At 67.9% G+C, this 11,639-nt stretch carries 12 protein-coding genes; 8 read left to right on the top strand and 4 right to left on the bottom strand.

Going from position 1 to position 11,639, the window contains the following annotated elements; all coding sequences use genetic code 11:
• Positions 1–13 precede the first annotated feature (13 nt).
• From ACWEV3_RS16100 to ACWEV3_RS16085, 4 genes are all read left to right on the top strand, one after another.
• Positions 14–769: a thioesterase II family protein gene (locus ACWEV3_RS16100; protein ID WP_452614612.1), complete on the top strand. Its 756-nt coding sequence runs from the start codon at positions 14–16 to the stop codon at positions 767–769.
• A gap of 131 nt (positions 770–900) precedes the next feature.
• Positions 901–1,200, top strand: a complete 300-nt coding sequence (locus tag ACWEV3_RS16095) for a hypothetical protein (RefSeq protein WP_452614611.1) — start codon at positions 901–903, stop codon at positions 1,198–1,200.
• A 277-nt stretch (positions 1,201–1,477) separates the two neighbouring features.
• Positions 1,478–2,104, top strand: coding sequence for an ISL3 family transposase (locus ACWEV3_RS16090; protein ID WP_452614610.1), 627 nt, complete (start codon positions 1,478–1,480; stop codon positions 2,102–2,104).
• 96 nt (positions 2,105–2,200) lie between these two features.
• Positions 2,201–2,641, top strand: coding sequence for a hypothetical protein (locus ACWEV3_RS16085; RefSeq protein WP_452614609.1), 441 nt, complete (start codon positions 2,201–2,203; stop codon positions 2,639–2,641).
• Positions 2,642–2,983: 342 nt separating this feature from the next.
• Here the strand turns inward: ACWEV3_RS16085 and zwf are convergent, their stop codons facing one another.
• Complete coding sequence (gene zwf, locus ACWEV3_RS16080; RefSeq protein ID WP_452614608.1) at positions 2,984–4,426, bottom strand: glucose-6-phosphate dehydrogenase; 1,443 nt, start codon at positions 4,424–4,426, stop codon at positions 2,984–2,986.
• Positions 4,427–4,446: 20 nt separating this feature from the next.
• Here zwf and ACWEV3_RS16075 point away from each other — a divergent pair, with 20 nt between their 5' ends.
• Positions 4,447–4,833 carry a hypothetical protein gene (locus ACWEV3_RS16075; RefSeq protein ID WP_452614607.1) on the top strand — a complete coding sequence of 129 codons (387 nt, stop codon included), beginning with the start codon at positions 4,447–4,449 and terminating at the stop codon, positions 4,831–4,833.
• Here ACWEV3_RS16075 and tal read toward each other — a convergent pair.
• On the bottom strand, positions 4,824–5,909 hold the full coding sequence (tal, locus tag ACWEV3_RS16070) for a transaldolase (protein WP_452614606.1): 1,086 nt from the start codon (positions 5,907–5,909) through the stop codon (positions 4,824–4,826). The two genes, ACWEV3_RS16075 and tal, sit on opposite strands and share 10 nt — an antisense overlap.
• A gap of 11 nt (positions 5,910–5,920) precedes the next feature.
• A complete protein-coding gene (gene tkt, locus ACWEV3_RS16065) occupies positions 5,921–7,969 on the bottom strand; it encodes a transketolase (RefSeq protein WP_452614605.1) in 2,049 nt (682 codons plus the stop codon).
• A gap of 366 nt (positions 7,970–8,335) precedes the next feature.
• Between tkt and ACWEV3_RS16060 the strand changes: the two genes are divergently transcribed.
• The 3 genes from ACWEV3_RS16060 to ACWEV3_RS16050 are packed head-to-tail and all read left to right on the top strand — an operon-like array spanning position 8,336 to position 11,263.
• Positions 8,336–8,554, top strand: coding sequence for a ferredoxin (locus ACWEV3_RS16060; RefSeq protein ID WP_452614604.1), 219 nt, complete (start codon positions 8,336–8,338; stop codon positions 8,552–8,554).
• A 2-nt stretch (positions 8,555–8,556) separates the two neighbouring features.
• On the top strand, positions 8,557–9,954 hold the full coding sequence (locus tag ACWEV3_RS16055; RefSeq protein WP_452614603.1) for an NAD(P)/FAD-dependent oxidoreductase: 1,398 nt from the start codon (positions 8,557–8,559) through the stop codon (positions 9,952–9,954).
• A 46-nt stretch (positions 9,955–10,000) separates the two neighbouring features.
• Entirely contained in the window at positions 10,001–11,263 is a 1,263-nt protein-coding gene (locus ACWEV3_RS16050; RefSeq protein ID WP_452614602.1) for a cytochrome P450, read from the top strand.
• Here ACWEV3_RS16050 and ACWEV3_RS16045 read toward each other — a convergent pair.
• Positions 11,253–11,600, bottom strand: a complete 348-nt coding sequence (locus tag ACWEV3_RS16045) for a three-helix bundle dimerization domain-containing protein (protein WP_452614601.1) — start codon at positions 11,598–11,600, stop codon at positions 11,253–11,255. The two genes, ACWEV3_RS16050 and ACWEV3_RS16045, sit on opposite strands and share 11 nt — an antisense overlap.
• Positions 11,601–11,639 lie beyond the last annotated feature (39 nt).

Genomic DNA, 11,639 nt, shown 5'->3' with positions numbered 1-11,639 from the left:
GAGAGGATGACCTGTGCTGCAGCATTCGGATTCGGCGCTGCGCTGCTACGACCCGAGACCTGAAGCGCGGGTAAGGCTGTTCTGCATGCCGCACGCCGGCGGCACGGCGAGCTTCTTCCGGTCGTGGTCGTCATCGCTGCCGCCGGAGGTCGAGGTCTGCGCGATCCAGTACCCGGGGAGGGAGGACCGCTGGAACGTGCCGGCCTGCGGTGCGATGCCAGAGCTGGTCGAGGACGTCGTCGCCGGTATCCGCGACCGGCTCGACCGCCCGTTCGTCCTATTCGGACACAGCTTGGGAGCCGCCGTCGCCTACGAGACGGCGCAGGCTTTGCGTTGCGAGCTAGGGCGGGAAGCAAGCCATCTCGTGGTCTCGGCGAAAGAGCCCCCGCACCACCACCGCGCCGACGACTTCCACCAGCGCTCGGACGACGAGCTGTGCACCGAGCTCGCCAGGCTCATGCCCGATCGCGCAGACGTCCTGGCGTCCCCAGAGGTGCGAAGCCTCCTCCTGCCGGCGGTCCGCGCGGACTACCAGGTGAACGAGACCTACCGGCCGGTGGACTCGCCTCCCCTGCTCGACTGCCCGATCACAGCGCTGTGCGCCGCCGACGACACCGAGACCACCGTGGCGGAGGTGCAGGGCTGGCGTCAGCTCACCCAGGGGCGGTGCAACGTCGTGGTCCTCCCAGGTGATCACTTCTACCTCGTGCCGCATCGCAACGCAGTCCTGGCGACGATCCACCACGCTGTCTCAGCTCTCCTGAGCTAGGCCTGCTGTGCCTCCCAGTTGATCGTGCTCGGTCGCCAGGGCGCGGTGCCGGTCGCATGCCCGTATGCGCATTGCCAGATCCGAGATTAGGCTTTTCGGGTCATGAGAAGCCTGAAGCGAGCGAGAGGTCGATGGTGACGATGGCGCATCAAGAGCACCCCACGCACGAGCACGCTCACGGCGAGGGCTGCGGGCACGTGGTGGTTCCCCACGGTGACCACGTCGATTACGTGCACGATGGGCACCTGCACCGGGTGCACGACGATCACTATGACGAATGCGAGCCGGGCGAGCACGTCGTGCACGATGGTCACGAGCACGCCCACGGTGAAGGCTGCGGCCACGTCGCCGTTCCCCACGGTGACCACGTCGACTACATCCATGACGGACACCGCCACGCCGTCCACGACGACCACTACGACGAGCACTGAGCCCGCCGGGAAGTCGGTCGACTCCATGTCGGGCGGGACGCCAGCGCCGGTGTAGAACTTGTCGTCCGGCCTGCTGCAGGACCAGGTGGATGGCGATCCGCGGCGAGCTGGACGTCGGGCGCAACAAGGCTTCATGCATCTCGAGCTGCGGAGCAACCACGCGACACCCGTTTTCCCGGGTAGATCGCGAGGGTTTCGCAGGCATCGTTCAGGCCCGCCTGCTCGGCGACGTTGCCCGTCGCGGTTGACTCAGCGCCTGGCGGCCGCGGTCAGCCGGATGACGTTGTTGCGCATGGTTCGTGCCTTGCCCGACCCGGAACGAGGGACTCCCCGGGTGCTGGGTGTGGACGACTTCGCCCTGCGTCGTGGGCACCACTACGGGACGATCCTGATCGACGTCGAGTCCCGTCGCCCGGTCGAGGTGCTGAGCGATCGGACTGCCGAGACGCTGACCGCGTGGTTACAACCCCATCCGGGTGTGGAGATCGTCTGCCGGGACCGCGCTGGCGCCTATGCCGAGGGCGCCAGCGAAGGCGCACCGGACGCGCTGCAGGTGGCCGATCGCTGGCACGTGTGGAACAACCTTGCCGGCGCGGTGGAGCGCACGGTCGCCCGACACCAGGAATGCTTGAGTGCAGCGGTGGACACTGGCCCCGATGCCGATGCCGATGCCGATGCCGATGCCGATGCCGATGCCGATGCCGATGCCGATGCCGATGCCGATGCCGATGCCGATGCCGATACCGATGCCGATGCCGAGCACGACGATCACGTCCCGGCTCCGGTAACGGCTGTCCAGCCACAAGACAGGCCGGATCGGATCGCGAATCGAACGCGGGAACGCTACGCCGCAATCTATGCCTTGCTCGCCGAAGGCGTAGGCATCAGGGCAATCTGTGCCTGACTCGGGCTTGCGCGGGGGACCGTTCGCCGTTTCGCCCGCGCTGATGCGGTGGAGGAGTTGCTGACTCGCAACGGAACTGGGCGACGACCGAGTCTGTTGGAGGAGTTCAAGCCCTACCTGCACCAGCGCTTCAACGACGGGTGCACCAATGCCGCTGCCCTGTTCGCTGAGATCAAGGCACTCGGCTACCGCGGTGGTCAGAAGATCGTGCGTGAGTACCTGCGTCCGTTCCGCGCTGCCGGCCGCGTTCCCGAACCGTCCCCTCGGCCGCCCTCGGTGCGGCGGGTTGTGGGTTGGATCATGAGCGATCCGGAGAACATGGAATCCGAAGACCAAGGCCGGCTCGACGCGATTCTCGCCGCCAGCCCACCACTTTCCGCGCTGGCTGGTCATGGCCGGGCTTTCGCCGCCATGATGTGCGGCCTCCGCGGCCACGAGCTGGAGGGATGGCCGCCGTTGACGTCGACGATCAACCCGGCTTGCACTCCTTCGTCGTGGGTCTGCGACGCGACCAGGACGCCGTCACCGCGGGGCTGATCCTGCCCTACAACAGCGGCCCGGTGGAAGGGCACGTCAACCGGATAATATCGGACCGCGTCCATGCTGGCGGTCCCCACGGCGCCTGCCAGGAGACCGCCCACGACTGCCGTGAACGGTGTAACCGGATGCTTTCGCATGTACGTACCCGGATCCAGTCTCTGTGCTTCTGGGGCTCATCAATGATCGATTGCTTGATGGCTTTCACTGTGCTGTCAAGTTCGGCTTGGCCGTACCTCGCCAGCCCGCCGGGCGCGCCCCGGCCCGCCGCCCGTTTCCTGTGTATGGCCAGGCGTTGGGGCCCACCGGTCTGGTCCCCGAGCAGTGAGCGCCGGGCCGAATCTATTGCCGCACGGCGTCGCCGGCGTCCTCTAGGTACCACTGGTTCGGTGCGATCAGTTCGCTGATGGCCGGTTCGGGACCCCATGAACCGGGGTCGTACCCCTGTAGCGGCGGCGGATTCTCGAGCAACGGAGTCGACGCCTCCCAGATGTGCTCGATGCCATCTGCCCGGGTGAACAGCGACTGGTCGCTCAGCATGGCATCCAGAATCAACCGCTCGTAGCCTTCGAGCCCGTGTTCCTGGCAGAAGGAGTCGGCGTAGCGGAAGGTCATTGCTTCTGGTGCGAGTCGCATGGTGGGGCCGGGCTCTTTCGCCAGGAAGCAGGCGGCAATCCACCCGGGATCCCCGAAGTCGATCACAATCTTGTTGCCTCGGCTCCTGTCCTCTTGAGGGAGATCGATGGGGAACATCCGCAGGGGCGGCTCGCGCAGACCGAGGGTGATCACCTGGCGGTGCTGGGCGAGATTCTTGCCGGAGCGCAAGTAGAACGGCACACCGGCCCAGCGCCAGTTGTCCACCTCCAGCCGCAACGCGGTGAAGGTCTCGGTCTGCGAATCGGGGGCGACCCCCAGTTCGTCGTGGTAGCCGTTGTACTGGCCGCGCACGACGTGCCTGGGTTCGATGGGGCGCAGCGCTGCGAAGACCTTGTCCTTCTCGTCGCGCAACGGCTGGGCGGCGAGTGAGACAGGCGGTTCCATCGCCACGATGCCCAGCACCTGGATCAGGTGCGTGACGATCATGTCCCGGAAAGCTCCAGTGCTCTCGTAGAAGTGGGCGCGGCCCTCGAGACCGAGCGTTTCGGGCACATCGATCTGCACATGGCTCATGTGGTCCCGGTTCCAGACGGGTTCGAACATGCCGTTGGCGAAGCGGAGGGCGAGGATGTTGTCCACCGACTCCTTGCCGAGGAAGTGATCAATGCGGAAGACCTGGGATTCGTCGAAGACGGCGTTGATCGTCTCGTTGAGTGCTCTTGCCGAGGCGAGATCCGTGCCGAAGGGCTTCTCCACGATCACTTTTGAGTTCTCCGCCAGGCCAGTGTCGCCGAGCATCCCGATGACGGATCCGAACGCGGCGGGCGGAATGGCCAGATGGAAGAGTCTGCCTGGCTGCCCGCCGAGGGAGTCCTCGGCTTCCCGCACGGCCGCGAGCAGTTGGCCGGCATCCGGGTCGTATGCGGCGAAGGACAGCGAGTCCGCGAAGGATTCCCACGCTGGCCCGGACGGCTCGCAGCGTCCGAAGGTGGCGACCGCATCGTGCGCGTGTTCGCGGAACGCTTCGTCGGTCAGCGCGGAGTGCGCCCGACCCGCGCCCACAATGCGGTAGCCGTCCGGCAGGAGGCCGGCCCAGGCGAGGTGGAACAGCCCGGGGAGCAGTTTGCGCTTGGCGAGGTCGCCGGTGGCGCCGAAGAGCACGATCACGTGGTTGTCCGGGCGTTTCACGGCTGGCTCCCCTTCTCGGCGTGTCCGCCGAACTCACTTCGCATGGCGGACAGCAACTTGTCGGCGAACTCGCTCCGGCCGCGGGACTGGAACCGCTCGTTGAGCGCCGCGGTGATTACGGCGGCCGGTACGCCTTCATCGATCGCCGCCAGTACGGTCCACCGCCCTTCGCCGGAGTCCGAGACGCGCCCGGGGGCAGGGCATCGGTCGAGACCGCGACGCGCTGGGAGGTCCGCCGAGACGTTGATGTGCTCGCCTCGGGCCGGATCTTGAGCGAACAGCTCACGCAGATGGACGGTTCCGATCTCGGCGTGGTGTTGTTCGAGTGCCTTCCACGACGGCTGTTGCCGGAGGGGCGTGATGGACATCTGTCGGCCCTCGGATCGGTCGGTTCGGATCAAGGGTAGGGGCGGACAAGGGCGTCCCGCTGTGCGGAGATGCAGGCCAGGAGGTCGTTCCAGGACGCGACGAAGGACGCCGCGCCGTCGCTCTGGAGCTTCGCGGCGAGCGCTGCGACATCCACGCCTGCTTCGGCGAACCGCGCCAGCATCGCGTCGCAGCCGTTGCCGTCGACGGGCATGGGCTCGCCCACCTCGCCGTGATCGTAGAAGGCCTTGAGCGTCTCGTCGGGCATCGTGTTGACCGTGAACGGGGCGGCGAGTCCGTGGACGTACAGCGTGTCCGACGCGTCGGGGTCCTTGGTCCGGGTACTCGCCCACAGCAGTCGCTGCATGCGTGCACCGGCGTTCTCCAGGCGTTGTACCCGGTCCGAGTCCATCAGGGCGCGGTACGTCCGGTACGTGTCCTGTCCGACCGCGAGGCCGAGCCGGTCCCGCAGCTCTTCCGGTACTTCGCTGCTGACAGCCGCATCCCAGCGGGACATGAAGACGGAAGCCACCGAGCCCACGGCGGGATCGAGTCCCCGTTCCGCCCGTCGCTCGACGCCGGTCAGGTACGCGTCGGCGGCAGCCCGGTAGTGGTCGGCGGAGAACAGCAAGGTGACGTTCACCGGTATGCCCGAGGCGATGCACTCGGTGATGGCCGGGAGACCTTGGGTGGTACCGGGAATCTTGATGAACAGGTTGCTCCGGCCGGCTCGCGCGTGCAGCGCCTTCACCGCTTCGATGGTCCGTGCCGTGTCGTACGCCAGGAGGGGCGAGACCTCCAGGGACACCCAGCCGTCGACACCGTCCGTTCTCTCGTGAACGGACAGGAAGAGATCCGCGGCTCGCCTGAGGTCCTCGATGGCCAGCTCGAAGAAGAGCTCTTCATCCGGCTGTCCCGACGCCGATTTGGCGCGGATGGCCGCGTTGTACGAGCCGGAGGAGATGGCCTTGTCGAAGATCGAGGGGTTCGACGTCAGACCGGTGACCGCGTAGTCGTCGATGTAGTGCTGGAGCCGGCCGGAGTCGAGCATGTCGCGGGTGATGTTGTCGAGCCACAGGCTCTGCCCGAGCTCGTGCAGGGTCTGAGTCGCTTTCACGTCATCGCCTCCTAGGTCCGAGCCACCAGTTCGCGTGCCACCTGCGAAACGCGCTCGGGGGTGAATCCGAACTTCGTGAGCAGCTGTTTGAGGGGTGCGGAGGCGCCGAAGGTGTGCATGCCGATGATGGCCCCGCCGGCGCCGACGTACCGGTCCCAGCCGAGCGTCGAGGCCCCTTCCACCGCGACCCTCGCCGTCACCGTGGGCGGCAGCACCTGAGCGCGGTATTCCCGCGGCTGGCGGTCGAACAACTCCCAGCACGGCATGCTCACCACCCGGGATGCGATGCCCTCGTCGGTGAGCTCGTCGTGCGCTGCCAAGGCGAGCGGCACTTCGGAGCCGGTGGCGAGCAGGATCACCTCTGGTTCGCCCGAGGGCGCGTCCGCCAGCACGTAGGCACCCCGCGCGACACCGCTGGCCGCCCCGAGCCGACTGCGATCGAGGGTGGGAAGGGCCTGCCGGGAGAGGATCAGCGCTGCGGGCTCCCGGCGGAGCGCGGCGACCACTCGCCAGGTTTCGACGACCTCGTTCGCGTCGGCGGGGCGGAAGACGAGTAGCCCGGGTGTTGCGCGCAGCCCGGCGAGCTGCTCGACGGGCTGGTGAGTGGGGCCGTCCTCGCCGACGCCGATGGAGTCGTGGGTGAAGATGTGGACGGTGGGGATCTCCATCAACGCGGAGAGGCGGATGGCGGCCTTGGCGTAGTCGGAGAAGATCAGGAATCCGGACCAGTACGGGCGGAGCTTCGCCAGCGCCATTCCATTGGCGACGGCCGCGGCCCCGTGCTCCCGGACGCCGAGGTGCAGGTTGCGGCCGAACCGGTCGTCGGGCTGGAAATCGCCCGCTCCGCCGAACGTGAGCCGGGTCTTGGTCGACGGTGCCAGGTCGGCGGACCCGCCGAGGACCCAGGGGATCGCCTCGGCCACGGCGTTCAGCACCTGGCCGGACGAATCGCGCGTCGCCAAGCCCTTCGGGTCGGCCGGGAAGGTGGGCAGCGCGGCGTCCCAGCCGTCCGGGAGTTCCCGGCGCTGGATCCGTTCCAGCTCCTCGGCGAGGTCGGGATGTGCTCTGTGGTACGCGTCGAACGTCTTCTTCCAGGCCGTGCGCAACTTGGCGCCCCGCGCCCCGATGCCCTGGGCGAACCAGTCGGGCACACCGTCGGGGATGTGGAAGTCCGCGTCCGGTGGAATTCCGAGGACGTGCTTGGTGGCTCTGACGCCCTCCGGCCCGAACGGCGCTCCGTGTGCTTCCGGTGAGTCCTCGACCGGCGAGCCGTAGCCGATGTGACTGTGCACCAGGACCAGGGTCGGACGCCCGGTCTCGGCCCGGAAGGTGTGGAAGGCGCGGCCGATCTGACCGAGGTCGTTGGCATCGGCCACGGTGGTCACGTTCCAGCCGTGGGCAAGGAAGCGGGCGGCGACGTCCTCGGTGAAGGTGATGTCGGTGTGGCCCTCGATGGTGACCCTGTTGGAGTCGTAGATCCAGCACAGGTTGGACAGCTGCAGGTGCCCGGCCAGCGAAGCCGCCTCGGAGGAGATGCCCTCCATCATGCAGCCGTCGCCGGCGAGCGCGTAGACGTCGAAGTCGAAGAGCGTGAAGTCCTCGCGGTTGTACCTCGCCGCCAGCCACTGCCCGGCGATCGCCATCCCGACGGAGGTGGCCACTCCCTGGCCGAGCGGGCCGGTGGTCGCCTCGACGCCGCTCGTCCACCGGTATTCGGGGTGACCGGGGCAGTGCGAATCGAGCTGCCGGAACGACTTCAGGTCGTCGAGGGCCACCGCAGGGCGGCCCAGCACCTCGTAGTCGGGATCGACCGCGCGCACACCCGTCAGGTGCAGCAACGACCAGAGCAGGGCGGAGGCGTGGCCCTCGGAGAGCACGAAGCGGTCGCGGTTGGGCCAGATGGGATCGGCGGGATCGAAGCGCAAGAACCGCTGCCACAGCGCGTACGCGACAGGCGCCATGCCCATGGGAGTTCCGGGGTGACCGGAATCCGCCTGCTGGATCGCATCCATGCACAGACCGCGAATCGTGTTCACCGACAGCGTGTCCAGATCGGTCATCGCTAAGCCACCTTCGCGCTGCGGCCGTTCGGCGATCCCGGCCGAGAAGGAGCGGAGCCGCCGCCAGGTCACCGGTTCGGAAGGAACCGCCTCGGCAAGCCAGATTCCCGGATGTCAGGCCGAGCGCGGGCCACCTCTCGAACGAGCGTAGGACTGCCCGCACCCCGCGCTCAACTTTTCAGCTATACGTCCGAATTGTTGGACGGGTTGTGGCTTTAGGCCCTTTCGATCAATTGCCGAACCATCAATCTTGGCATGGAACCGAGTTCCCGCCGGAACGAATCAGCGCGGGCGCCGAGTGCAGCCTCGGGCGGGCGGTGGTGGGCTATCAAGCTGGAGGCCCGCGCGGACGGAAGGAGCCTGCCTATGCGAATCGTCGTGGACCTGAACCGGTGCCAGGCGTACGCGCAGTGCGTGTTCCTCGCTCACGAGACCTTCAGGTTGGCCGGTGAGGAGGCGCTCACCTACGAGCCGAACCCCGATGACGCCCGACGCCTGCAGGTGCAGCGAGCCGCGGCAGCCTGCCCGGTGCAAGCGATCGTGCTGGACCACTCGGACGGTGCGGAGCGGGGCGTGAGGTCATGACCATGGCGGCACCGATCGCGGAGTTGGTGCGCGACTACAAGGCCAACGCCCGGATCGTCATCGTCGGCGCCTCGCTGGCGGGCCTGCGGGCCGCTGAAACCCTCCGTGCGGAAGGCTTCACCGGGCGGTTGACGATCATCGGGGACGAGCCGCACGAGCCCTACGACCGTCCCCCGTTGTCCAAGCAGGTGCTCAAAGGCTGGGTGCCGGCCGACCACACCGCGCTGCCCCGCCTGCGGCACCTGGACGCGGACTGGCGGCTCGGAGTGGCCGCCACCGCGTTGGACCGGACTACCAAGCACGTGCGCCTGGCCAACGGCGACCAGGTCGCGTACGACCGGGTGCTGATCGCCACGGGCACTCGCGCGCGGCAGTGGCCCAACCCGACCGAGGCCGCCCTGGAGGACGTGTTCGCGCTGCGCACACGCGATGACGCCGCGCAGCTGCAGCAGGCGCTGGCCGCGCGGCCGTCGCGGGTCTTGGTCATCGGCGCCGGGTTCATCGGCTCGGAGGTGGCCTCCGTCTGCCGGGAACTCGATCTTCCGGTGACCGTCGCCGAGCGCGGCCCGGCGCCGCTGGTCGGTCCGCTCGGCGGAGTGATCGGCGAGATCGCCGCGGAGCTGCAGCGCGACCACGGCGTGGACCTGCGCTGCGGTGTGGGCGTGTCGTCGCTGGAAGGCGACACGAGTGGACACGTGCGACGCGCTCAGCTCTCCGACGGCGCCACCGTCGAGGCCGACGTGGTGCTGGCCGCGCTGGGGTCGATCCGCAACGTGGAGTGGCTGGAGGGCTCTGGGCTGGCGGCCGGCTTCTGGGGCGTCGGCTGCGACGCCGGCGGTCGCGCCTTCGACATCAACGGCGTGGTGACCGACAGCGTCTTCGTGGCCGGGGACGTGGCACGCGCACCCCACGTGCTCTACGAGTACGAGTTCCTCGCCATGGAGCACTGGGACAACGCCGTCCTGGGCGCCGAGGTCACGGCCCACAACATGGTGAACCTCGAACCCCACTACTACCCGCACCTGCTGCTGCCCGGCTTCTGGTCCGGTCAGTTCGGCGTCAACATCAAGTCCGTTGGCGTCCCGCCCTTCGGCGACGAGATCGCCTTCGTCCAGGGTTCGGTCAAGGAACGCCGCTTCGCCGCCGCCTACGGTCACCGGGGACGCATCGTCGCCGCTGTCGCCTTCAACCAGGGCAAATGGCTGCCGTACTACGCGGGACTGATCGAGCGGTCGGCTCCGTTCCCGCCCCCGCCACCGGGCTGGGATCAACCCGACGACCTCAAGCCGATTCCCGCTGAATTCCCGGAACACGGCGTCCCGACGGCGATACCCGACGTCGTCCTGACCGGACACGACCCGAGCGAGCGCAGAGCCGAGTTCCGCCCGCGGCGCCGCTGACGCGCTCTCGGGACCACGCGGGCGAAAGAAGAAAGAGAACAGCACCATGAGCGAGGAAACCCCTTGGCAGCAGGTCCTCCGCTACGAAAACCGCGCCGATCCGTACCCGTTCTACGCCGAGCTCCGCAAGACCCCGGTAGCGCGGCAGCCGAACGGCACCTACGTCGTCAGCACCTACCGGGAGGTCGTCTCGCTGCTGCACGACAACCGGGTCAGCTCGGATCCCGCGAAGCGTCCCGGGACGGCTCCGGGAGCGGACCCGGGGGAGCCGGGAACCGAAACGATCACCGCGGCCGATCTGGAGCCGAGCATCATCACCTCCGACCCGCCCGAGCACGATCGAAACCGCTGCACGATGCTGCGACACTTCTACGGCCCGCCCGATTCGCCGCACCAGATCTCCGACCTGGACCCCGAGATCCGCCGCATCGTCGCCGGCCTCCTGGACGGCATGGAGGGCAAGACCCGGATCGACGTCGTCGAAGATTTCGCCTACCCGCTGCCGGTGACCGTGATCTGCGAGGTCCTGGGCGTGCCGCTGGAAGACGAACCGCGCTTCCACGCCTGGATCCGCACTGCCCTGGAGAGCTTCGACCTCGGTCCGGAACCCACCGCCGAAGAGATCCAGCACGAGGCAGCGGATGGTCGCCGGGCCGTGCAGGAGTTCGGGGAGTACATCACCGAACTGCTCGACCGGTACGCCGAACAGCCCGGCCCGGGCATGCTCTCGGCGATGGTGCGCGACGACGGCGCGGAGCATCGCATGTCCAAGGGCACGCTCGTCGCCAATGCCGTGCTGCTGCTCTTCGCCGGGCATGAGACCACGGTCAACCTGATCGCTCACAGCGTGCTTACCCTGCTGCGGCACCCCGACGCGCTCGAGGAACTGCGCCGCCGGCCCGAGCTGATCGTGCCCGGGGTCGAGGAACTGCTGCGCTTCGAGTCCTCGGTCCAGTTCTGGCACACCCGCTCCGCACTCGACGACATCGAGATCGCGGGCACCACGATCCCGAAGGGCGCGCCGATCTTCCTGGTGTACGGCTCGGCGAACCGCGACCCGCAACGGTTCACCGATCCCGACGAGCTCGACCTCGAACGCCCCGACAACCAGCACCTCGGTTACAGCCAGGGCATCCACTTCTGCTTCGGCGCACCGCTCGCGCGACTGGAGGTCCAAGCCGCGGTTGGGGAGTTCGTCCGCCGCGTGCAGAACCCGCGGCTCGTCGAGGACCCACCGCCATACCGACGCAACCAGATCTTCCGCGGCCCGCGACACGTCCTGGTCGACATCGACGGAATCACCGACTGACCCAGCTCGCGTAGAAGCATCGCTGTGCGGGCCATCTCGCGGGGGTAAACTTGGCGGGCGGCTGGATGGAGTGGCTGGCTGTTCGACCACGTTCATCTGGCGAGCGCCGAGGGCCGGGACCGCCTGATGCGACAGCTCCCGACAAGAGGCGTTGTGCACGTCGTCGAATGAGGATCGGCAGGCAGGTCGCCACCCTCGCCGAGGGCACGAACTCTGCCGCAGCGGTATCCACTGCCGCCGACACGCGTGTTCTCGGCGTAGTCGGGAACATGCGGGAGAGTTCGCCGTTCACCAGTTCCAGCTCCCGCTCGAGCCGTTCGTGATCAATGGTCTCCATGCGGCTCCTCCTCTCCTCGAGGACGTGATCAACGGATGA

This window comes from Saccharopolyspora sp. NPDC003752 (genome assembly GCF_053605825.1).
This window is presented reverse-complemented; position numbering and strand designations above follow the sequence as displayed.